The organism is Myxococcales bacterium (assembly GCA_016717005.1).
Taxonomy (GTDB): Bacteria; Myxococcota_A; Polyangia; order Haliangiales; family Haliangiaceae; genus UBA2376.
This window is the reverse complement of the sequence record JADJUF010000007.1, coordinates 553,239-575,491: the sequence shown is the minus strand read 5'-3', so window position 1 is coordinate 575,491 and position 22,253 is coordinate 553,239. Positions and strand designations below refer to the sequence as shown.

Genomic DNA, 22,253 nt, shown 5'->3' with positions numbered 1-22,253 from the left:
GCGACGCGGCCGTCGCCTGCTATCGTCGCGCCGTGACCCTGACCCTCGCCTCGTCGCCGGGCGCCGCCCGCGCGCTCGCCCTCGTGCAGTCGCTCCGCGCCGGGTTCGCCGACGCGCTCGCGGCGGTCGCCGCGGATCGCGGCCTGCCGGTCGAGTTCGCCGAGGTCAGCTGGCTGCGCGACGACGGCCGCCACGGCGGCGGCAGCCGGCTGGCGTGCGGCGACGACCGCGTGTTCGACCGGGCGTCGATCAACGTCTCGCAGGTCCACTACGACGACGACCCGGCCCGCGCGCTGAGCTCGGCCACGGCGCTGTCGACGATCATCCACCCGCGCGATCCGCACGCGCCCTCGGTCCACATCCACGTCAGCTGGACCGAGCTGCGCACCGGCCGCGCGTACTGGCGGATCATGGCGGATCTCAACCCGGCGATCGCGGTGGCGGCCGACACCGCGGCCTTCGCCGAGGCGCTACGCGCGGCCGCGCCCGACGAGGCCGCGCGCGCCGAGACCCAGGGCGATCGCTACTTCTGGATCCCGGCGCTCGGGCGTCACCGCGGGGTCACGCACTTCTACCTGGAGGATCACGCGACCGACGACCCCGTCGCTGACGAGGCGCTGGCCCGCGCGGTCGGCGTCGCCGCGACCCTGACGTACGCGCGCATCCTCGGCGCGGCCCTCGCGCGCGCGCCGGTCGTGACCGCCGCCGATCGCGCGACCCAGCTCGCCTACCACACGCTGTACCTGTTCCAGGTGCTGACCCTCGACCGCGGCACGACCTCGGGCCTGCTCGTCCACGATCAGAACGACGTCGGCATCCTCGGCTCGCTGCCATCGCACGTCGATCGCGCGCTCTTGGCACCGTGGCGCGACCGGGTGCCGGCGCCGCAGGAGCGGCTGGTCGACGCGCTGGTCGACGCGCTGCCCGACGCGTCGCCCGCGCCGGTCGACCGCGCGACCAAGGCCGCGCTCGCCGCCGCCGTGCGCGCCCACTACCGCCGGCACCCCGACGCGCTCGACCTCCAGGCCACCGGCGGCATCGCCGTGCCCACCGTCGCGAACCACGGCCGCTGACCCGGAGGATCCGAAACCGGATCCGGATCCGGGACCGAAACCGGATCCGGCACCGAAAACCGGATCCGACGCCGACGCCGAAACCGGAGCCGAAGCCGAAGCCGAACCCGGACCCCGACCCGGATCCGAAATGGGATCCGGACCCGGATCCGAAACCGAACCGAGCTGAACGCCATCTTGTCGGTGCAGCTCGTCGACGTGCCGCCGCGGTTCGGTGCTGACCCCGCACGTCCGAGCGCCCCTGCACCTGCCTGGGCCCCGGCGCATGCCGGGGGAGGGTCTTTTCGAAAGACCCTCCAAATATCTCAGCGCGGGCGCGGCAGGTTGGCCGGGAACGTCGCCGCGTCGGCCGCGGCCAGCTCCATGTCGGCGTCGCCGATGCCGAACGCGCGCTGCGCCAGCGAGATGAACGGGATCACGCGCCAGCGGGCCAGGTCGGCCGGCGGCTCGGCGCACATCGCGTAGACCACCATCCAGTAGCGATCGACCGCGTCGGGCAGGCCGCTGGCGAGCGAGACCAGCTCGCTGTCGGGGCCCGTCATGCGCGGCTTGCGGAACGCCTGGTAGAGCAGCCCCTCGATCTCGTGGGCGCGCAGCGCCAGATCGGGGATCGCGACCAGGAAGTCGCGCAGCTCGAAGCGGTGGTCGTCGATCAGCTTGCCGAGCGTGACCGCGCGCAGCGTGAACAGCTCGACCGCCACGCCGACCAGCGTGCGCAGGCGCAGCAGCCGATCGTCGATGTACGCGGCGGTGCGGTGGCCCTGGGCCGCGGCGAAGATGTCCTGGGCCTCGTACGGGGCGATGCGCAGCGCCAGCCGGAGCTGCTCGAGGAAGGTCAGCTCGCCCTCGTGGAGGATCTCGTCGGCGACGCAGACCTCGCACGCCATCGCCATCGCGGTGATCCGGTGCAGGCGGGCCGGCAGCCCGCGCGCGATCGCCGGGATGCGCGCGGTGGCGCTGCCCGCGAAGTTGACGGCGTCGGTCGCCATCTCGAGGAGCAGCTTGGCGTTGGTCGGGGTGACGCCCGCGAACATCTCGTGCTGGTCGATGTAGCGCTGCAGGACGTCGCGCTCGCGCTGATCGACCTCGCCGTCGGAGTTCATCGCCCCGATCATCGCCTCGACCAGGAACCGGCGCGGATCGTTCGGCCGGAGGGTCCCGGCGATGACGTCGCGTGCCCGCGTCTCCATGGTCCGCGCAGCTTACCAAATCGCGCGGGCCGCGACGTCGATCGCGGCCACCGCGATCACGGCGATGGCGGCGGCGCCGCCGGCGCGGGTCAGGTCGCGGTCGGCCAGCGGCGTGTGGCCACGGGCCCGGGCCCGGGCCAGGCCCAGCGCCGCGATCAGGGCCACCGCCGCGACCAGCCACGGTCCCCAGCGTCGGGCCTGGTGGCGCGCGGCGATCGTCCGGCGGGCGGCCCGTTCGTGCGCGGCGTCGAGCTCGCCCCGGGCGGCGGCCTCGGCGCGCCACGCCGCGACCTCGCGAGCGATCGAGCGCGCGCGCTCGGTCGCCATCACCCGGGCGTAGGTCGGATCGGGCCGCACCTGCAGCTCGCCGACGACCAGCGCGGCGTGGGCGCCGCCGGCCAGCGCCAGGGCCAGCGCCAGCAGCGCCACGCGTCGGGCCCGCGGCCCCGGCGGCAACGTCGCGATCAGCGCCGCGCCCAGGCGCCGGCTGGCGACGGCGGCGGCGACCAGCGCGGCGACCGCCGCGGGGATCGCGACCGCGCCGCGGGCGCCGCCGAGCCGCTGGTGGACCCAGGCGCCGTCGCCGACACCGTCGGCGGCGCCGACCGCGAGGTAGAGCGCCGCGTGGATGGTCAAGGCCCAGGCGGCGCCGGCCAGCGCGAGCGCGGGCCGCCGCCGATTCCAGGCCGCCAGGCCCGCCGCCACGACGACCTCGACGGTGACGCCGGCCAGGCTGACGACCGCGATCGCGGTCGGCGACCACGCCTCGGCGCCGCCGTACTCGATCCAGCCGCCCGCGAACCAGTACAGGTGCAGATCGGTCACGGACCCGCCGACGGCCAGCGCCGCGAGGCCGTGGCCGACGAGCTCGTGGACGACCAGCCCGGCGCGGCTCACCACCACCGAGAGCGCCAGGCACCACGCCGCGAGCCGGACCACGGCCCGGGCGGAGTCGGAACGGGCGACCACGCCGCGAGGATGGCATATGATCGGGGCATGGTCGGTCGCTGGCTCTCGCTCGCCGTGGTGATGCTCGTCATCACCACCGCCTCCGCGCGCGCCGAGAGCGCGCGCACGGTCCGCGTCGAGACCACGCCGCCCGGCGCGACCGTCTACCTGGGCGACAAGTCCGGGGCGGCGCTCGGCACGACCCCGGCCGAGATCAAGCTGACGCCGGGCGACTACGTCCTGGTGATCGAGCTCGACGGCTACCTCGACGAGCTGGTGCCGGTGCCGGTGCCCGCGGTCTCGGGCAAGGCCGCGCGCAAGCCGATCGACCTCGAGCCGATCTTGATGCGCGCCGCCGAGTCGATGCTCGAGGTCCGCGGCGAGGCCCCGGACGGCGCGCGGGTCGTCGTCGACGGCGAGGACCGCGGCACGCTGCCCCGGCGCCTCGAGATCATGCCGGGGCCGCACCAGGTCCAGGTGATCGCCGGCGGCAAGGCCGTGTGGGACGAGTGGGTCGAGCTCGACAGCGGCGCCGAGCACGTCGTCACGGTCGCGCCGAAAGTCGAGGCGCCGGCGCCCGAGCCCGTGGGCCCGCGCGGGCCGCGGCCGCCGCTGGTGACCGTGCGGGTCGGCCCCGACTTCGGCTGGCGCGACCTGTCGTACAGCAACGGCGGCGACGCGATGTTCACGCCGTCGTTCTCGTCGAAGGGACTGGTCGCGATCCGGATCGAGGCCGAGCTGGCGCCGTGGCGGCTGGCGCCAGCGGCGCGCCCGGTGTGGCCGCTGGCGCTGGTGGTCGGCGGTGGGTTCGCGCCGGCCGACACCGTGGTCGCGGGCACGAGCGAGACCGATCAGTTCTGGCGCACGACCGAGGTCGGGCTCCGCTACCGCGTCGGGCTCGGGCGCCACGCGGCGATCGGCGCCGACGTCGGCTGGGCCCGGCTCCTGTGGGCCTTCCGCGGCGATCGCGAGGACGCGCTGCCCGACTCCGACTATCAGACGGTGCGGCTCGGCCTGCGCGGCGAGGGCTCGGTCGGGCCGCTCGCCGGCTGGCTGACGATCGCCAACCAGGTGGTCGCGAGCGGCGGGCCGCTGCCCGACCGGTTCGCGAGCGCCGACGCCGACGGGCTCGGACTCCGCGCCGGGGCCCTGGCGCGGCTGTGGCACGGCCGCATCGAGGCCGGCTTCGAGTACCAGCTCGTGCGGTTCACGTGGGCCTTCGCCAACGACAACCTGGCCGACTACCAGGCTGACGGCGCCACCGATCGGTTCGACAGCTTCCGGCTCTGGGTCGGCGGCGCGTACTGATCGGCGGTCGTCCTTCGCCTGCGACGTCGACGGAACCACGGGCGCGGGCCGGTGTCACAGCGGCATGCGCCATCGCACCTGGCCGCTCGCGGCCCTCGGCCTGGCCGCGCTGGCCACGACCGCAGCGGCCGACCAGCTGCGCAGCGACGCGCGCGAGGCGGCGCTGACGCTCGAGGGATACCAGGTGACCGCGCGCCTCGTCGACGGCACCGCGCACCTGCGCGTCCGCTACGACGTGGTCAACGGGTCGCGGGTCGCCGATCGCGCGCGGCTGCAGCTCGAGCTGCCGACCGGCGCGGTCGTGGTCGGCCTGCGCCAGCGCGTGGCCGGTGGGTGGGTGCCGGGCCGCCTGCTGGCGGCGACGGTGGCCCAGGCCCGCTACGACGCCTACCTCGACACGCCGTTCGTGGCCGCGCGCGGGGCCGCGCACCTCAGCGGCGGCGGGGCGTTCCACGATCTGGCGATCTCGTTCGTGCCCGCGCACGGGCGGGTCGGCGTCGAGTACGAGGTCGTGGTGCCGGCCTGCTACGCCGGCGGGCACTGGCTGGTGTCGTTCCCGAAGCTCGCGCCCGATCCGACGGTGGTCGCGGTCGGCGGCGCCCGCGCGTCGGTGGCGCGGGCGGGCGCGCTGCTCGGCGCGCCGCTCGCCGAGGCCTGCGCGGCGTACTGGCCCCAGGCGCCCGGCGCCGATGACCACGTGCTGGTGTGGGCGGCGGCCGAGATCGTCGGCGCGACCGGCGTGGTCACGAGCCTGGCGGTGGCCGGCGCCACGGTGACGGCGATCGACGTCGCCGTGGCGCCGACGCTGGCCGCGCGGCCGCGGCGCCCGGCGGTGGTGTTCGTGGTCGACGCGTCGCGCAGCCAGGGCGACGCCGGCGTGGCGCGGCAGCTCGCGATCGTCCGCGGCTACCTGCACTTCCAGCCCGACGCGCGGGTCGAGGTGGTCGTGGTGCGGCGGCAGGCGGTGCGCTTGTTCGGCGACCTGGTGCCGGCGGCGGCGGCCCTGGGCCGGTTGGCGACGCTGCCGACGGCGAGCCTCGCGGTCGGCAACGGCTCGCACCTCGATCGCGGGCTGGCGCTGGCGGCGACCGTGCTGGCCGCGGCGCCAGGGCCGCGCCGCCTCATCGCGTTCACCGACGATCGCCTGCGGCCCGGGCTCACCGACGATCAGCTGCGCGCGGCGCTGACGGCGCTGCCGGCCGACGCGATCGCGCACGTCGTCTTGCCCGGTGCGGGGCCGGCCGCGATCGCGCGCGACCTCGAGCACCACCTCGTCGCGGCGATCGCGCCCTGGGGCGGCATCGTCGCGGCCGTCGGCGCCGCTGGCGATCCGGCGCCGCTGGTCGAGCTGGTTCGGCCGGTCCGGATCGAGCAGCTCGCGATCGGCGCGCGCGCGCTGGCCGACGAGCTGCGCGAGGGCCGGGGCCTGCGGACGATCGACGTCGAGGGCGCGGCCCCGGTCACCGGCTGGATCTGGGGCCGGCGCTGGGCGGCGATCCCGTCGGCGACGCTGGTCGCGCGCGTCCGGGCCGCGCGGCTCGCGCTGGCGCTCGGGACCGCCGTCGACGAGCCCGTCGAGCAAGCGCTGGGCGCGCTGGCCGGCGCGGTCACGCGGTTCGCGAGCCTGGTGGCCGATCGCCCGGGCTGGACGCCGGGCGGGCTGCCCGACGACGGCCTGGGCTGGCGCGGCGGCGGCTCGTCGTCGTCGATGTGCGGGATCCCGATGAACCTCAGCGGCTACGGCACGCTCGGCCACGGCAGCGGCACCGGCACCGGGCTCGGCGGACCGCCCGACCTGGCCCCGCTGCTGGCCGCGCGGGTGGCGGGGTGCGCGGCCGGGCTCGAGGCCAGCCCGTGGCGGCTCGAGCTCGCGGTCGCGACCACCGGCGTCGAGGTGGTCGACGTCACCGCCGCCGCGACCGGCGTGGACGACGCCACGGCGCGCGGCCGGTTCGAGGTGTGCGCCGTCGAGGCCGGCTGGGACCTCGACCTCGATCGCTCGTTCGCGCCGTTCGCGCGCACCTACCCGCTCAGCTACGCGCGCTGACGCGGCGCCGCGCGGGTCACCAGATCGCGCAGGCCTGGGTCGGCGCCATCGCCGCCCCGGCCGGACAGCCGAACGCGGCCGCGAACTGCGGCAGGTTGCGGAGCGCGCCGTTGACGCGCCACTTCGGCGGCGCGTGCGGATCGACCGTGAGCAAGCGCAGGGCCTCCTCGTCGCGCGCCTGCGCGCACCAGGCCTGGCCGACCGCGACGAAGAACTGCTGGTCCTCGGTCAGGCCGTCGGCGACGTAGGCCTTGTCGGCGCCGGCCCGCAGCGCGCGGTAGGCCAGGAACGCGTGCTTGATGCCGCCGAGGTCGGCGATGTTCTCGCCCAGCGTCAGCTCGCCGTTGACGTGCTTGCCCGGCAGGGCCTCGAAGGTCGAGTACTGCTCGGCCAGGCAGGTGCCGCGGGCCTTGAACTGGGTGAGGTCGTCCGGCTGCCACCAGTTCTTCAGGTTGCCGTCCGCGTCGAACTGCGCGCCCTGATCGTCGAAGCCGTGGGTCAGCTCGTGGCCGACCACCATGCCGATGCCGCCGAGGTTGGCGGCGATCGAGCGATCCTTGCCGAAGAACGGCGGCTGCAGGATGCCGGCCGGCAGCGCGGTGTTGTTGGCGTTGGGGTTGTAGTAGGCGTTGACGATGAACGGCGGCATCAGCCACTCGCTGCGGTCGTAGGGCTTGCCGCCCTTGCCGGCCTGGCGCCTACCCTCGAACGCCGCGGCGGCCAGGTGGTTGCCGGCGAAGTTGGCGCGATCGACGGTGACGTCGTAGACCCGCCACTGGTCCGGGTAGCCGACCAGCGCCTCGATCTTGGCCAGCTTGCCGCGGGCCTGGACCTTGGTCGCCGCGCTCATCCACGGCAGCGTGTCCATCTGCGCGTTCATCACGTCGGTGATCGCGCCGATCAGCTTCTGCGCGGTGTCCTTCGATTCGCCCGGGAAGTTGGCGGCGACGTAGGGCTGGCCGACCAGCTCGGGCATCGCGGCGGCGGTGGCGTCGATGCAGCGCTTCCACCGCGGGCGCTCCTCGGTCACGCCGGTCAGCGCGGCGCGCAGCTTGAAGTTCTCGTCGTCGAAGCGCTTCGGCAGCGCCAGCGCGGTCGCGTCGATGACCTTGATCGTGAGGTACGCCTGCCAGGTGGCGGGCCGGGTGGCCTTGATGATCGCGGGCAGCGCGGCGAAGTAGGCCGGCGAGGTGACCGCGAGCTTGCCGGGGGTCGGGTTGCCGACGCCGGCGAAGTAGGTGCGCCAGTCGAAGCCGGGCACGGTCCGGGCCAGCCCGTCGACGTCGGTCGGGTTGTACATGCGTGCGGGGTCGCGGCGCTCGACCGCGGTCTTGGTCACCTTGGCCAGCTCGGTCTCGAGCGTCATCACGTCGGCGGCGAGGGCGGCGGCGGCCTTGCCCTTGCCGGCCAGCGCGAGCACCGCGGCCAGGTGGGCCTGGTAGGCGGCGCGGGCGTCGGCGAACTTGTCGTCGAGGTAGTAGTCGCGATCGGGCAGGCCCAGGCCGGCGCTGTCGACGAACAGGATCGCGGTGCGCGAGTCGAGGAAGTCGGCCTCCGGCGCCAGCCCCCACAGCGCGAAGATCTGGTGCTTGTGCAGGGCGGTGAGCGCCGCGCCGAGGCCGCGCGGGTCCGTGGCCTTGGCGATGAAGTCGAGCAGCGGCTTGACGCCGTCGAGCCCGCGCCGCTCGATCGCGTCGACGTCGGTGCACGACGCGTAGTAGTCGCCGAACGTGCGCTCGACGTCGTCCTTGGGGCTGGCGGCCGCGGCCTCGATCAGCGTGCGCAGCGCCGCCTGGTTGCGATCGGTGAGCTCGGCGAAGCGGCTCCAGCGCGCGCGGTCGGCCGGGATGGCGTTGGCCGCGAGCCAGCCGCCGCACGCGAACTGGTAGAAGTCGGTGCACGGATCGGCGGCGCGATCGAGGACGCCAGCCTCGAGGCCGACGTCGGCCAGGGCCACCGCCACCGTCGCCGGGCCTGGCGGCGGCCGATCGGTGGGGGCCCTGGACGCGCCGCCGCAGGCGGCGGTGGATGCGAGCGCGGCGCCGACCAGCGGCGCGAGGACACGGCGGACGACACGGCGGGACATGGGCCGTTACTACCACGCCGCCCGCGGGCGATCGTCGACGGCGCCGCGCGCGGCCGCGCCGCGGCTAGAACACCGACCGGTTTGAATGCCGTCGCGAGACGCGGACGTGCGAGGCAGATCCGGGCGCACGCCCGAAGCGCAGCGAGGAGCGTCGGGGCCTACGTGACGAGCGAGCATCGGACGTACGCCCGGAGGTGCCCGCAAGGTCGCGTCGCAGCAGGCACTTCAAAGCGGTCGGTGTTCTAGGGCTGGACCCGCTGGCGGAGCGTGTCGCGCGAGCTCGAGAACTGCAGCGCGTCGAACACCAGGTGCCAGCGCTGGCCGTCGATCACCCGCGGCGCCAGCAGCACCGCGACCTCGATCCGCGCGTCGTCGAACGCCAGCACCTGCATCAGCGCGATGACCTGATCGACGGTGAAGCGGTTGCGCGGCGCGGCCACGCCGATGAGCGCGAGCTGATCGCTGGGGAACCGCGCGGCCGCGAGCTGGTCCTGCAGGCGCTGGAAGTCACCGGCCGGCATCGCGCCGTAGCTCGGGTCGTTGGCCCAGGGCCCGTCGCCGCCACGCGGCGGCGGCTGGGGCCAGCCGCCGGGCGGGGGCTGCGGCTGCGGCTGCGTCCAGCCGTCGGGCGGCGGCGGCTGGGTCCAGCCGCCGTCGTCCCAGCCGCGGCCGGGGCTCGCGAGCTGGCCGCGCAGGTCGTCGATGGTACGGCGCAAGCGCACGGTCGTGCGGCGATCGCGGCTGGTGCGCGCGATCGCGTCGAGCCGGGTGAGGCCGTCGGCGACCGCGGTGCGGTACTGCGCGAGCTCGGCGCGCAGCGCGGCGTTCTCGTTGCGCAGCTGCTCGAACCCGCCGCCGTTGTAGCCGCCGCCGTGGTCGGGCGGGGGCATCGGGCGGACCGGGTGGGTCGGGCGGGCCTGGGCCGACTCGTGGACCAGCGGAGCGGTGGCGATGAGCGCGGCGGCGGCCGCGAGGGCGGGGAGGGCGAAGCGGGTCAGCATGGGGATGTGGCTGGGACGCCGGTGGGGTAGCGGGTATTCAGGGCGCGCGTGGTAAACCAGGGCCCGTGGCGCGTCGCCGGACCAAGGTCGCCATCGGCGTGGTCGCCGCGCTGGCGCTGTACCTGGTGGCGCTGCTGGTGCTCGGGGTCGCGCTGCGCGGCGTGGTCGCCGACACCGTGCGCGATCGCCTGGCGCTGTCCCTCGACGGCGAGGCCCGGGTCGGCGGCGCGACGCTCGATCTGGTGCGCGGCCACGTGACCGTGCGCGACGTCGTGGTCGAGCGGCACCACCTCGGCACGCTGCGGCTGGCGATCGATCGGCTCGACGTCGAGGTCGCGCCGCTGGGCGCGGTCGTGGTCGCCCGCACGCCGGAGCTGGTGGCGGTGCGCGGCGCCCACCTGATGATCTCCGGGGCCGGGGCCCTCGATCTGCCCGAGCGCGCGCCGTCGGTGATCACGCTCGGCGCGATCGAGGTGGTCGACAGCGAGCTGGCGATCGTGGTCACGACCGCGTGGCCGGAGCTGGGGCAGGTGCGGCTGCGGCTCGATCGGTTCCGGGCCGGGCGCACGGTGCTCCGCACGCCGCTGTCGTGGGTGTTCGCGCTCGAGGAGCTCGACGCCCGGGTCGAGCTGCCGGGCGACGCCGACTTCGCGCTGCACTACCGGGCCGGGCGGCTGTCGGCGGTCGGCGGGATCTTCGGCGACAGCCCGGTCGAGATCGCGATCGAGCTGCCGCGCACGCCCGGCCCCGACGAGCCGGCCCAGCTCCGGGCGCTGGCGTTCGAGCTGGGCAAGCGCCTGGTGATCGAGCGCGGCAAGCGCTGGCTGACCCGTCGGCTGCTGTTCGGCCGCTGATCTAGCCCCGGTACGAGTCGTCCTGCTCGATCTTCGACAGCACCCAGTCGAACTCGCCGGCGGTGACGTGGGTGCCGCAGTGGGCGCAGGCGCCGGTCTGCGTGACGGTCAGCGGCGCGCCGCAGTTGCTGCAGGCGCCGTCGGCGCGGGTCGGGCCGTGGCGGTTGGCCGAGCGGATCAGCGTCCAGTACTCGGAGTACTTGCGCTCGCGGCTGCGGTTGCCGCTGACGTGGCTGCCGTCGGCCGTGCGGATCACGTAGTCCTTGCCGGTGCCCCAGATGCGGATCGTGATCGCGTCGTAGTACTTGTCGCGGATCAGCTTGGCCGGCACCTGGTGGGTGATGCGCATGCCCTCGAGGACGTTGCGCAGGCCCTGGGCCTTGTAGGCGTCGAGCCAGTACTGCAGGTAGTCGGCGAGGCCGTCCGACACGACCGCCCGCGCCGGGCCGAGGTCGTTGGCCGTCCAGGCGGCGTTGACCACCTGGTAGACGTAGTGCAGCCGCGCGATCAGCGACGCCTCGGCGATCTGGGGGTCGTCGGCGGTCAGCGCCAGCCAGCGCTGATCGAGGTGATCGTCGCGGTAGGTCGGCAGCGAGGTCCCGCGCTCCTCGACGTTCTCGGCCAGGCTCGGCAGGTTGTTGCGCTCGTGGCGCAGGCCGATGTCGACGACCTGCCAGTCGAAGCGGCCGTTGTCGACGACCTCGCTGCACGACGGGCACCGCTGGGTGCCGGCGGCGTCGGCGGTCTGCCACGGCGCGCCGCAGTTGGGGCACGGGAAGCTGCGGACCGCCGACGGTGGCCGCGTGTGGGCGGTGACCGCGCGGCGCAGCACCCAGCGCTCGACCGCGAACCGCTTGCTGCCCTTGCCGGTGCCGACCGAGTAGTTGGCCTCGAACTCGAGGCCGACCGTGACCGCGGCGCCGCCGCCGTCGTCGCCCTCGTGCTCCTCGATCTCGTCCGCCGACGGCACGCTGACCCGGACGGTGCGCATCGCGCCGATGACCACGCCGGTGACCGGCTGGCCGGTGGGCGGCCGGCTGGCGAGCGCGGCCCGGGCGCCGACGGACATGTACGGGGCCAGCTCGTCGAGCCGGGCCGGCTGGCCGCGCAGCCCGTGCGCGGTCGCGTAGAGCCGGAACACGAAGTCCTCGAACAGCACCAGCGAGAAGTCGGGATCGACCCGGGTGATCGCGTCGATCGACGTCACCGAGTCCTCGAGCGCGACCGGCGGCCCGCTGTCCCAGTCCTTGTTCTTGTGCTTGACCCAGGAGCCGTAGGCGATGAACCCGATGACGATCACCAGGAGCGGGACCCCGACCTGCGGGTAGTAGACGCACAGCCGGATGAGCTGGAAGATCAGCTCGAAGATCGCGCCACCGTCGCCGCCACCGCCGCCGCCGCCGCCGCCGTGGCCGCCGCCGCCGGAGTAGCTGTTGCCGCCGCCGGGGCGGGCCCAGGCCACCGCCGGGATCGCGATCGCGGCGAGCAGCGCGAGCGCGGCGATCGTGCGGGCGCGTCGGGTCACGAGCGCGGCCTCCGGTCGAGGTCGTGATCGACCGCGTCGGGCAGCTCGTTGACGTCGTCGTGGGCGCGCGGCAGCGCGGCGGCCAGCGCCGGGCCCATGGCGGTGACCGCGGCGGCGGTGGCGGCGCCGCCCGCGGGGATGGCCCGCTCGATCGCGCGGGCGTGGCCGGCCAGGGTGTCGGCCGACACCGCGGCGCCGACGCCGACGTCGCACACGAGCGCCGCCATGCGCTCGGTCAGCGCGCAGTAGACCAGCACGCCCGTGCGCCCGCGGGTGTGGTGGACGCCGCGCTCGACGAACGCGGCCCGGGCCGCGGTGTCGACCGCGTGGCGGCGGACGGCGGCCGGGGTCAGCGCCCGGACCAGCCACGGCGCCAGGGTCGCGGCGGCGCCGACCAGGGCGCCGGCCACCAGCGGATCGATCAGGATCGACGCCAGCGCGAACGCGTGATCGCTGAACAGCATGAACGCGAGCGCGGCCCAGGCCCCGACGATGCCGGCGATCATCGGGACGTGGGGCCAGCGGCGGGCGGCGCGACGGACCGCCACGACCACCTCGGCCGCCGACTCGTCCTCGATCGCCTGGACGGCCTGGGCGAACGCGCGCTGGGCGGGTTCGTCGAGCCAGCGGACCGTCATCGCGGCCATCGTACACGAGCCGGGGCGGGTGCGGGGTGTGCGACAGCACCTGCGACCGCGGGTGACAGCCGCGGATCGCGTGTTAGCCCGGTGCGCTGGTCGGCGGGCCGGGACACGGCGACGATGGGCTCATGCGGCACATGCTGGCAATGATCGCGGTCGCGGGGCTGGGCGTCGGCGCGGCCTCGGCGGACGAGCACGCGACCCGGGGCGGCGCGGCGGTGGTGGTCCCGGTCCTGGGCGAGGACGGCCACCCGACCTACTGCACCCGCAACCTGACGGCGGCGGTCGCGAGCCCGCTGGCCGACGGTGGCTACCGCATGGTCGGGTTGGCCGCCGGGCGCTACCAGGTGCGCCTGGTGTTGACCCACGAGCACGTCGACGTGCTCGTGACCGTGCCGCGCGACGGCGACGTGATCGTGCCGCCGGTGATCGCGCGCGGGCGCTGCCACAGCGTCGCGGTCACCGCGCGCACCGACGGCCACGGCGGCCGCTCGCCGAGCTGGGCGCTGCGCTACGGCCGCAGCTACCGCGCGGCGTTCGGCGTGCGCGCCGATGAGCCCAGCTGGGCGCCGCGGTCGCGCAAGTAGCGCGCGACCGCCTGGCGATCGATCTTGTCGCTGGCGGTGCGGGGCAGCTCGGCGAGGAGCGCCAGCCGCCGGGGGCGGTGGTGCGCGGGCCAGGTCGCGATCGCGGCGTCGACGATCGCCGGGTCGAAGCCAGGGCCGGGGGCGATCGCCGCGGCGATCACCTCGCCCCAGCGCGCGTCGGCCACGCCGACGACGACCGCGGCCGCGACCCCGGGCAGCGCGACCAGCGCGGCCTCGATCGTCGCCGGGTGGACGTTCTCGCCGCCGGTGATGATGACGTCGTCGACGCGCCCGACCACCCGCACCAGCCCGTCGGCGACGTGGCCGAGGTCGCGGGTCACGAAGCCGTCGCCGAGCGCCGGCGCCGGCTCGTCGAGGTAGCCGGTCATGAGCCCGGGGCTGCGCACGATCAGCGGCGCCGGCGCGGCGACGGTGCCGCCGACGACGGTCACGCCCGGCAGCGGCGCGCCGATCGCGTCGACGGGCGTGGCCGCGTCGCCGGTCGCGACCTGCCCGAAGGTCTCGGTCATGCCGTAGGTGGTGAGCACGGGCACGCCCCGGGCGCGCGCGCGCGCGACCAGGGCCGGGGCTGTGGCCGCGCCACCGAGCAGCACCGCGCGCAGCGATGGCGGCGACCGCCAGGCGGGATCGTCGAGGAGCGCGGTCAGCTGGGCCGGGACCAGCGACGCCAGGGTCGCGCGGTGGCGGCCGAGGTCGCGCGGCGCGGCCAGCACGATCGGCCGGCGCGCGCGCAGGCAGCGCACCACGATCGCCAGGCCGCCGACGTGGGCCAGCGGCAGCGCCAGCAGCCAGCGGTCGTCGGGGCGCCAGCCCAGGTGCGCGGCGCTGGCGTCGGCGGCGCCGGCCGCGGCGGCGCGCGACAGCACCACGCCCTTGGGGCGGCCGGTCGAGCCCGAGGTGAACACCACGAACGCGGCGTCGGCCGGCACCGGCGTCGCGGCCACGCGCGCGCGCTGCGCGGCCTGCTCGGCGGCCGTGGCGCGGGCGGCGATCAGCGCCAGCGGCTGGCGGCGCGCGAGCGCGGCGACGATCTGCACGATCGTGGCGACGTCGGCGTCGGCGACGATCGCGGCGGCGTGCCCGGGCGCGGCGGCGGGGCGCTCGGCCCGCTCGACCCGGGCGGCCAGCGCCGCGAAGGTGATCGCGCCGTCGGCGGTGATGATCGCCGGCGCGTCGGGCGTCGCCCGCGCGGCGTCGGCGATCGCCAGCAGCGCGGTCACGGCGTCACGCGGAGCCGGGCGAGGGCGGCGTCGAGCGCGGCGGCGTCCAGGGTTGCGGCGTCGAGCGCGGCGGCGTCGCCGGCGGTCGCGCGCCAGGCGTCGAGCGCCGGGTGCGGGCCGAGGCCGTGGATCGTCGCGGGCGCGATCGCGGCGGCCAGCGCGTGGGCCGCCGCGAAGGCGATCGGACCCTCGAGCGCGTGGCTGAGGAGCGCCGCGACGCCGCGGGCGTGGGCGCGCGCCGCCAGGGCCCGCACCGGCGCGACGCCGCCGAGCACGGTCGGCTTGAGCACCAGCGCGGCGACCGCGCCCGAGGCCAGCGCACCGTCGAGCCAGGCGTCGCGGTCGGGCTCGGCCAGGCTCTCGTCGAGGGCGATCGGCACGGGCCGCGGCGCGCGCAGCGTCGGGCCGAGCCCGGCGGCCGGCTCCTCGACGAACGCCAGCCCCAGCCCGGCCAGGTCGGCGAGGCGGGCGTCGACCTCGGCCAGGGGCCAGGCGCGGTTGGCGTCGGCGCGCAGCGCCACGGTCGGGGCCGCGGCGCGGATCGCGACCAGCCGGGCGCGATCGCGCGCGCCGTCGAGCTTGACCTTGAGCGCGCGCGCGCCCGCGGCCACGGCGGCGCGGGCGCCGTCGGCGTCGTCGACCACGGCGGCGGTGGCCAGCGTGGCCGGGTCGGTAGCGGCGCCCCAGTGTCGCGCCAGCGTCGTGCCGGCGCGGGCGGCGGCGAGGCTGGCGACCGCGGTGTCGATCGCGAACCGCGCGCTGGCGCTGGCCGGCGCGGCGCGGTCGCCGTCGGCCCAGCGCTGCAACGCCGTGGTCGCGGCCGCGAGGTCGTCGTCGCCGAAGCCGGGCAAGGGCGCGGCCTCGCCGAAGCCGCGCGCGTCGCCGTCGGTGAGCGTCAGGATCGCGGCGCGCCGCACCGGCCAGCGCCCGCGCGCGGCCGCGCCGACGGCGGCGACCGGCCACGCCACGGTGGTGACCGTGGCCCGCATCACGCCACGAACAGCGCCGTGGTGATCAGCGCCGACTGCAGCAGCAGGAGCTGCGCGGTCGCCGCCAGGAGCGTGTTCATCACCGGCCCTGGCTCGGCCGCGGCCAGCGCGCGGGCGCGGACCCAGGCCAGCGGCGCGGTCGCGAGCCCCACCGCCAGCAGCGGTCGACCGGTCAGCGCCAGCGCCAGCGGCACCGCGTGGGCCAGCGCCAGCAGCGCGCGGTACTCGGCCAGCGCGAAGCCGCGGCCCCAGCGCACCGCGAGCGTGCGCTTGCCGACGCGGACGTCGGTCGCGCGATCCCGCAGGTTGTTGACCACCAGGATCGCGGTCGCGAGCGCGCCGACCGGCACCGACAGCGCCAGCGCCAGGCCGGTGACGCGGCCGAGCGCGACGTAGGTCGTGCCGGCGACCGCGACCTGGCCGAAGAAGATCATGACGAACACGTCGCCGAGGCCGTGGTAGCCGAGCGGCCACGGCCCGCCGGTGTAGAGCACGCCCGCGGCGATCGAGGCCACGCCGATCGCGACGATCGGCCAGCCGGCGACCGAGGTCAGGTAGCCGCCGACCGCGACCGCGAGCGCGAAGGTCGCGATCATCGCCGCGCGCATCGCCCGCGCGCTGATCAGCCCGGCCGCGACCGCGCGCACCGGGCCCTTGCGATCGGGCGTGTCCGCGCCCTGCTCGGCGTCGAACACGTCGTTGGCGAAGTTGGTGGCGATCTGGATCAGCAGCGCGCCGAGGAGCGCGGCGGCCGCCGGGCCCCACGCGACCGCGCCGGCGGCGTGGGCGCAGCCGACCCCGACCGCGACCGGCGCCACCGCGGCCGGCAGCGTGCGCAGGCGCGCCGCGCCGATCCACGCGCGCGCGCGCTCGGGCCCGCGCAGCGGCGCCGCCACCGTGGTCACGGGTAGCGCCGGAACCGCTTGAAGTTGGGCTTGCGCTTGGCGAGGAACGCCTCCTTGCCCTCCTTGCCCTCCTCGGTCAGGTAGTAGAGCAAGGTCGCCGAGCCGGCCAGCTCCTGGAGCCCGGCCTGGCCGTCGCAGTCGGCGTTGAGCGCGCTCTTGCAGAACCGCAGCGCCATCGGCGACAGCTCGAGCATCTGCCGGCACCACGCCAGGGTCTCGGCCTGCAGCTCGGCGAGCGGCACGACCTTGTTGACCAGGCCCATCTGCATCGCCTCGGCGGCGTCGTACTGGCGGCACAGGAACCAGATCTCGCGCGCCTTCTTCTGGCCGACGATGCGCGCCAGGTACGAGCTGCCGAAGCCGGCGTCGAAGCTGCCGACCCGGGGCCCGGTCTGGCCGAACCGCGCGTTGTCAGCGGCGATCGTCAGGTCGCACACGACGTGCAGGACGTGGCCGCCGCCGATCGCGTAGCCGGCGACCGCCGCGATCACCGGCTTGGGCAGGCTGCGGATGCGCTTCTGCAGGTCGAGCACGTTCAGGCGCGGCACGCCGTCGAAGCCGACGTAGCCGCCGGCGCCGCGCACGCGCTGGTCGCCGCCCGAGCAGAACGCGTCGGGGCCCTCGCCGGTGAGGATCACGACGCCGACGTCGCCGTCGTCGCGGGCGTCGTCGAACGCGCGGATCATCTCGGTCACGGTCTGGGGCCGGAACGCGTTGCGGACCTCGGGCCGGTTGATCGTCACGCGGGCGATGCCCTCGGGCGACTTCTCGTACTTGATGTCCTCGTAGCCGGCGACGCGGGTCCAGGTGGTGTCGGGTGCGGTCATGGCGTGGCTCCTTGGGGCGGTGGCGACGAAGCGTGGGCGGGGGCGGCGGCCAGGTGGGCCAGCGCGCGGGCGCGGGCCGCGCGGGCGCCGCCGGCGGCGACGAGCGCGTGGACCAGGCGCGGGCCCGGGCCCGGCGCCGGCAGGTCGTCCGGATTCCGGACCGTCTGGGCGGGCAGGCCGAACCCGGCGGCCAGCGCGACCGGGTCGAGCGCGGGCGCGGTCAGCCACAGCTCGGCGTAGGTCGCGTCGGGCACGCCGGCCGCGGCCAGGGGCAGATCGTCGAAGATGTGGCCGCCGCGGTTGTCGACGACGACGATCGTCACCGGCAGGTCGCCGATCACCGCGAGGCTGCCGACGTCGTGCGCGAACGACACGTCGCCGAGCACGACCGTGGTCGCGCGGCCGGTGGCCCAGGCGGCGCCGGCGGCGCCGGCGAGCAGCCCGTCGATGCCGGCCGCGCCGCGCTGGGTCAGGACCGCGACGTCGGCGGACGAGGTCGCGACCTCGTCGATCACCCGGATCGGCAGCGAGTTGCCGACGACGAGCTGGGCGCCGTCGGCGAGCCCGGCCACGACCCGCGCGATCACCTCGGCCTCGGTCCACGGCCCCGGCCACGCCCGCGCCGCGGCCACCGCCGCCGCGGCCCGCTGGTCGGCGGCGCGCCAGGTCGCGGCCCAGGCGCCGCCGTGGGCCGGCGCCAGCGCGGTCAGCCGCGCGACGGTGTCGCCGACGTCGCCGATCAGCAGCGCCGTGGCCGTCGAGTCACCGTCGGGCCAGCCGTGGTCGGCGACGATGATCCGATCGGCCTCGGCCGCGAGCCTGGGCCACGCCATCGCGATCGGCTCGCCGCCGATCTGGATGATCAAGGTCGGCGTCAGCGCGCCGACCTCGGCGCTGGCGGCCAGGAGCGGGAAGTGGTCGACGATGACCGCGGCGCCGGCGCGCGGCCCGAACCGGAGCTGGCTGCCGGCCTCGGCGAGGATCGGGTAGCCGGTGCGCGCGGCCAGCGCGACGATCGCCGCGCGATCGGCGGCGCGATCGACCGCGGCGGCGGTGGCGGCGATGATCCCGCGCGGGGTCGCGGCCAGCCGGGCGGCGTCCGCCACGGCGGCGTCGGCGACGCGGAGCTGCGGCGGCGCGGCGATCGGCAGCGGCAGGGTCCGCAGGCGCGCGACCTCGACCACGGCGCCGTGCTCGGCCGCGGTCTGAGGCGCGGCCGGCTCGAGCGGCTTGCGCAGCGGCACGTTGACGTGGACCGGGCCCGGCGCCGGGCCGCGCGCGCACGCGACCGCCTGGGCCAGCTTGCGCCGCACCGCCGCCAGCGCGAGCGGGCTGCCGTCGGGCGCGCCGAGGTCGTCGAACCGGCGCGCGAAGCTGCCGAACAGGCGCTGCTGATCGATCGTCTGGGCCGCGCCGGCGCCGTGCAGCTCGGTCGGGCGGTCGGCCGACAGCACGATCAGCGGCACGCCCGCGAGCGCGGCCTCGATCACCGCCGGGGCGTAGTGCGCGACCGCGGTGCCCGACGTGCACACCAGCGCGACCGGGCGGCCGCTGGCGCGGGCGGCGCCGAGCGCGAAGAAGCCGGCGCTGCGCTCGTCGACGATCACCCGCCGGCGCAGGCCCGGGAGCCGGGCCGCGGCCAGCGCCAGCGGCGTCGAGCGCGAGCCCGGCGACAGGACCAGCTCGGCCACGCCGGCGTCGACCAGCGTGCCGAGCACGAGGTCGGCCCAGGCGGTCTGGATCGCCGCGGAGGTCACCGGCCGTCCTCGAGGCCGAGCGCGCCCGACAGCGCCCGCAGCTTGAGCTCGGTCTCGGCCAGCTCGGCGTCCGGGTCCGACGCGGCGACGATGCCGGCGCCGGCGAACAGGGTCGCGGTCGTGCCGGCCAGCAGGCCCGAGCGGATCGCCACCGCGAACTCGCCGTCGCCGGCGCCGTCGAACCAGCCGACCGGCGCGGCGTACCAGCCCCGGGCGCTGGGCTCGTGCGCGGCGATCCACGCGAGCGCGTCGGCGGTGGGCGTGCCGCCGACCGCGGGGGTCGGGTGCAGCGCGGCGACCAGCTCGAGCACGTGACGATCGCGGTCGAGCTCGCCGACGATCGGCGTGTGCAGGTGCAAGATCTGGCGCAGCGTCCGCACCGCCGGCTCGGCCGGCACCGTCAGCGCGCGGCACCGCGGCGCCAGCGCCGCCTCGATCGCCTCGACCACCCACGCGTGCTCGCCGCGATCCTTGGCGCTGGCCAGGAGCCCGGCCGCCGCCGCGGCGTCGTCGCCAGCGCGCGCGCACGAGCCGGCCAGGGCCTCGCTGTCGATCGCGCGCCCGCGCTTGCGGATCAGCCGCTCGGGGCTGGCGCCGACGAACGCGGCGCCGGCGCGGCCGATCGCGAAGCGCGTGCACGCCGGCTGGCGTCGCCCGAGCTCGGCCACGACCGCGGCCGCGTCGATCGCGCGGGCCAGCTCGACCACGCGCGCCCGCGCGGCCACGACCTTGCGCAGCTCGCCGGTGGTGATCGCCGCGCGGATGCGCTCGATCTCGGCGAGCCAGCGCGCGGTCGGCAGATCGTGCTGGGCCACGACCGCGGCGAGCGCCGGGCCGATCGGCGCCGCCAGCGCCGCCAGGACCTGCGCCAGCTCGGCGTGGAGCGCGGCCCGATCGGCGCGCGCGCCCGGCGCCAGCGTCAGCACCAGCTGGGCGGCGTCGCCGTCGCGCAGGTAGGTCCAGCGCGGCAGCGTGAAGCTGGCGTCGCCGAACCCGGCCCAGGTCGGCGGGTCGGCGCTGCCGGGCGCGAACGCGAAGCCGCCGAACCAGCGCGGCGCCGGCGCGTCGCCGAGCGCCTCGACGTGGGTGGTCACCGCGGCCGCGCGCGCGGCGATCTCGGCGAAGCGGTCGGGGCCGCGCGCGACCACGGTCGCGGCCGCGCCGACGCCGGCCCACGCGGTGCCGCCGTCGCGCGCCTCCCACACCACCGCGTCGTCGCCGGCGCGCACCAGCGCGGCCGGGCTGGCCAGCGGCGCCGGCAGCGCGATCCGGACCAGCGCCCGGGCGTCGACGCGGGCGGCGCGGTCGAGGGCGCGCTCGAGCTCCGCGGCCACCGGCGGCGCCAGCGGCGCGTCGGCGCGGGTGCGCTCGGCGGGCGCGGCGGTGGTCACGCCGCGCCTCGGGTGGGCGTGCCGACGTACAGGTTGCACACGCCGAAGGTCAGCGGCACGACCTCGAGCACGTCGAGGCCGGCCTCGGTCATCATCGCCGCGAACTCGTCGGGCGGCGGGAACGCGGCGATCGACGTCTGCAGGTAGCGGTACTCGCGCGAGCCCGACAGGAGCGCGCCGACCCGCGGCACCACCTGGCGGATGTGGAACCGCGCCAGCGGCGCCATCACGCCCTTGCGCGGCTCGCCCAGCTCGAGGATCGCGACCCGGCCGCCGGGCTTGCACACCCGCGCCATCTCGCGCAGCCCGAGCGCGCGGTCGGGCACGTTGCGGATGCCGAACGCGATCGTGACCGCGTCGAAGCTGGCGTCGTCGAACGCGAGCGCCTGGGCGTCGCCCAGCGTCAGCTCGACCCGGCCGTCGAAGCGCGCGACCTTGCCGGCGCCGACCGCGATCATGTTGGCCGACGGATCGACGCCGATCACCTCGGCCTGCGGGTGGCGCCGGGCGATGTCGATCGCGAGGTCACCGGTGCCGGTGGCGACGTCGAGGACGCGGCTGGCGGTGGCCGGCAGCGCCAGCGCCGCGACCGTGCGCTTGCGCCAGCGCTTGTCGACGCCGAACGACATCATCCGGTTGAGCAGGTCGTAGCGGCGCGCGATGCGATCGAACATCTGGCCCGAGCCGGGGCGGGGCGCGGCGGGCGTGGGCGGGGTGAGGGCGGTCTCGGTCATGGGGCGCCTCCGGCGAGTCGACGCGCGTGCAGCCGCATGTGGCCGCGCTGGATGCCCTCGCTGGCGAGCGCGCGCAGCGCCGCGAGGTTGGAGGCGAGGCCGACCGCGGCCAGGACCACGGCCAGCTCGCGGGCCGAGGCGACGCCGCACAGCTCGAGCGCGGCCCGGACGCCCGGCGCGTTGGTGCCGCCGCCGACGATGCCGAGCGCCAGCGGCAGCTCGATCGCGCCGACCAGGCCGGTCGCGGTCCGGCGCCACGTGGCCAGCGGCCGGTAGCCGCCGCCGAGCGCGGCGAAGCCGTGGGCGCCGGCCTCGAGCGCGCGCCAGTCCTGGCCCAGCGCCACCGCGGCGGCGTCGATGCCGTTCATCGTGCCCTTGTTGTGGGTGACCGCGCGCCCGACGTCGAGCTCGGCGAACCGGCTGGCGCGGGCGATGCCGTCGGCGATCGCGGCGCCACCGACCGCGTCGTCGGCGATCGCGCAGCGGGCCCGGGCCCGGCGGCCCAGCGCCAGGTTGGTCAGGATGCGCAGGAGCGCGTGGCCCCCGAGCGCGTCCTCGATCCGCGGCGCCACCGCCTCGGCCACGCTGTCGACCAGGTTCGCGCCCATCGCGTCGCCGACGTCGACGTCGAGCTCGACCACGACCGCGCCCTCGGCGGCGTCGAGCACCCGGGCCCGCACCGCCCGGGCCCCGCCGCCGCGCGCGACCATGCGCGGGATCGCGGCGTCGGCCAGCGCGCGCAGCTCGTCGGCGCAGGCGGCGATCGCCGCGGGCGCCGTCGCGGCGTCGGCGCAGCGATCGACGTGGATCTGCGCGGTCATGATCGACGGGTCGGCGTCGCCGACGAAGCCGCCGCCGAGGCGCACCAGCCGGGCCGCGGCCGACGCCGCCGCGACCACCGACGGCTCCTCGACCGCCATCGGCACCAGGTAGTCGACCTGGTTGACCCGCAGGTTGAGCGCCAGCGCCAGCGGCAGGCCCGCGGTGGCGATCACGTTCTCGCTCATCCGATCGGCGGTGGCCAGATCGAGGCCGCCGCCGGCGCCGAGCCAGCTCGCGGCCGACGCCGACACCGCGCGCTGGGCGTGGGCCAGCCGCTCGGCCAGCGGCCGCGCGTAGAACCCGGCGATGCGACTGCTCGGGCGCACG

The 22,253-nt window shown here is 76.7% G+C and carries 19 protein-coding genes; 5 read left to right on the top strand and 14 right to left on the bottom strand.

Translation table 11 applies throughout. From position 1 onward, the window contains the following. The first annotated feature begins 32 nt into the window (after nt 1-32). The gene (locus IPL61_09330) at nt 33-1,073 is read left to right on the top strand and encodes a coproporphyrinogen III oxidase (GenBank protein ID MBK9031522.1); all 1,041 of its coding nucleotides are present in this window, start codon (nt 33-35) and stop codon (nt 1,071-1,073) included. Between the two features lie 305 nt (nt 1,074-1,378). Here IPL61_09330 and IPL61_09325 read toward each other — a convergent pair whose 3' ends face one another. Both IPL61_09325 and IPL61_09320 read right to left on the bottom strand, forming a co-directional pair. Continuing rightward, nucleotides 1,379-2,263 (bottom strand): TerB family tellurite resistance protein, encoded by an 885-nt coding sequence (locus IPL61_09325; protein MBK9031521.1) that lies wholly within the window; start codon nt 2,261-2,263, stop codon nt 1,379-1,381. 12 nt (nt 2,264-2,275) lie between these two features. Continuing rightward, nucleotides 2,276-3,232 (bottom strand): hypothetical protein, encoded by a 957-nt coding sequence (locus IPL61_09320; GenBank protein MBK9031520.1) that lies wholly within the window; start codon nt 3,230-3,232, stop codon nt 2,276-2,278. Nucleotides 3,233-3,259: 27 nt separating this feature from the next. Between IPL61_09320 and IPL61_09315 the strand changes: the two genes are divergently transcribed. Both IPL61_09315 and IPL61_09310 read left to right on the top strand, forming a co-directional pair. After that, nucleotides 3,260-4,519, top strand: coding sequence for a PEGA domain-containing protein (locus IPL61_09315; GenBank protein ID MBK9031519.1), 1,260 nt, complete (start codon nt 3,260-3,262; stop codon nt 4,517-4,519). A 64-nt stretch (nt 4,520-4,583) separates the two neighbouring features. Further along, the gene (locus tag IPL61_09310; protein MBK9031518.1) at nt 4,584-6,566 is read left to right on the top strand and encodes a hypothetical protein; all 1,983 of its coding nucleotides are present in this window, start codon (nt 4,584-4,586) and stop codon (nt 6,564-6,566) included. Between the two features lie 16 nt (nt 6,567-6,582). Here the strand turns inward: IPL61_09310 and IPL61_09305 are convergent, their stop codons facing one another. Both IPL61_09305 and IPL61_09300 read right to left on the bottom strand, forming a co-directional pair. Next, nucleotides 6,583-8,652 carry a M13 family metallopeptidase gene (locus IPL61_09305; protein MBK9031517.1) on the bottom strand — a complete coding sequence of 690 codons (2,070 nt, stop codon included), beginning with the start codon at nt 8,650-8,652 and terminating at the stop codon, nt 6,583-6,585. 242 nt (nt 8,653-8,894) lie between these two features. Then, the gene (locus IPL61_09300) at nt 8,895-9,653 is read right to left on the bottom strand and encodes a DUF4476 domain-containing protein (GenBank protein ID MBK9031516.1); all 759 of its coding nucleotides are present in this window, start codon (nt 9,651-9,653) and stop codon (nt 8,895-8,897) included. A gap of 65 nt (nt 9,654-9,718) precedes the next feature. On the opposite strand from IPL61_09300, the gene IPL61_09295 reads away from it, so the two are divergent. After that, entirely contained in the window at nt 9,719-10,507 is a 789-nt protein-coding gene (locus IPL61_09295; GenBank protein ID MBK9031515.1) for a hypothetical protein, read from the top strand. A 1-nt stretch (nt 10,508) separates the two neighbouring features. Here IPL61_09295 and IPL61_09290 read toward each other — a convergent pair whose 3' ends face one another. Together IPL61_09290 and IPL61_09285 are read right to left on the bottom strand one after the other, a co-directional pair. Beyond that, nucleotides 10,509-12,032 carry a TIM44-like domain-containing protein gene (locus IPL61_09290; GenBank protein MBK9031514.1) on the bottom strand — a complete coding sequence of 508 codons (1,524 nt, stop codon included), beginning with the start codon at nt 12,030-12,032 and terminating at the stop codon, nt 10,509-10,511. Next, entirely contained in the window at nt 12,029-12,670 is a 642-nt protein-coding gene (locus tag IPL61_09285) for a hypothetical protein (protein MBK9031513.1), read from the bottom strand. Before IPL61_09285 ends, IPL61_09290 begins: the two co-directional genes overlap by 4 nt. A gap of 131 nt (nt 12,671-12,801) precedes the next feature. On the opposite strand from IPL61_09285, the gene IPL61_09280 reads away from it, so the two are divergent. Then, nucleotides 12,802-13,260, top strand: coding sequence for a hypothetical protein (locus IPL61_09280; protein ID MBK9031512.1), 459 nt, complete (start codon nt 12,802-12,804; stop codon nt 13,258-13,260). On the opposite strand, the gene IPL61_09275 is transcribed toward IPL61_09280, so the two are convergent. Genes IPL61_09275 through IPL61_09240 form a run of 8 tightly spaced genes read right to left on the bottom strand, consistent with a single transcriptional unit; the run spans nt 13,197 to nt 22,252 of the window. Then, nucleotides 13,197-14,501, bottom strand: coding sequence for an AMP-binding protein (locus tag IPL61_09275; protein ID MBK9031511.1), 1,305 nt, complete (start codon nt 14,499-14,501; stop codon nt 13,197-13,199). The genes IPL61_09280 and IPL61_09275 overlap by 64 nt on opposite strands. Then, entirely contained in the window at nt 14,498-15,490 is a 993-nt protein-coding gene (locus IPL61_09270) for a hypothetical protein (GenBank protein ID MBK9031510.1), read from the bottom strand. Before IPL61_09270 ends, IPL61_09275 begins: the two co-directional genes overlap by 4 nt. Beyond that, nucleotides 15,490-16,374 carry a 1,4-dihydroxy-2-naphthoate polyprenyltransferase gene (locus tag IPL61_09265; GenBank protein MBK9031509.1) on the bottom strand — a complete coding sequence of 295 codons (885 nt, stop codon included), beginning with the start codon at nt 16,372-16,374 and terminating at the stop codon, nt 15,490-15,492. Before IPL61_09265 ends, IPL61_09270 begins: the two co-directional genes overlap by 1 nt. A 17-nt stretch (nt 16,375-16,391) precedes the next feature. After that, entirely contained in the window at nt 16,392-17,222 is an 831-nt protein-coding gene (menB, locus tag IPL61_09260) for a 1,4-dihydroxy-2-naphthoyl-CoA synthase (GenBank protein ID MBK9031508.1), read from the bottom strand. Continuing rightward, entirely contained in the window at nt 17,219-18,979 is a 1,761-nt protein-coding gene (menD, locus tag IPL61_09255; protein MBK9031507.1) for a 2-succinyl-5-enolpyruvyl-6-hydroxy-3-cyclohexene-1-carboxylic-acid synthase, read from the bottom strand. Before menD ends, menB begins: the two co-directional genes overlap by 4 nt. Then, complete coding sequence (locus IPL61_09250; GenBank protein ID MBK9031506.1) at nt 18,976-20,370, bottom strand: isochorismate synthase; 1,395 nt, start codon at nt 20,368-20,370, stop codon at nt 18,976-18,978. The genes menD and IPL61_09250 overlap by 4 nt, the downstream gene beginning before the upstream one ends. Next, a complete protein-coding gene (ubiE, locus tag IPL61_09245) occupies nt 20,367-21,104 on the bottom strand; it encodes a bifunctional demethylmenaquinone methyltransferase/2-methoxy-6-polyprenyl-1,4-benzoquinol methylase UbiE (protein MBK9031505.1) in 738 nt (245 codons plus the stop codon). Before ubiE ends, IPL61_09250 begins: the two co-directional genes overlap by 4 nt. Continuing rightward, the gene (locus tag IPL61_09240) at nt 21,101-22,252 is read right to left on the bottom strand and encodes a hydroxymethylglutaryl-CoA reductase, degradative (GenBank protein MBK9031504.1); all 1,152 of its coding nucleotides are present in this window, start codon (nt 22,250-22,252) and stop codon (nt 21,101-21,103) included. The genes ubiE and IPL61_09240 overlap by 4 nt, the downstream gene beginning before the upstream one ends. Nucleotide 22,253 lies beyond the last annotated feature (1 nt).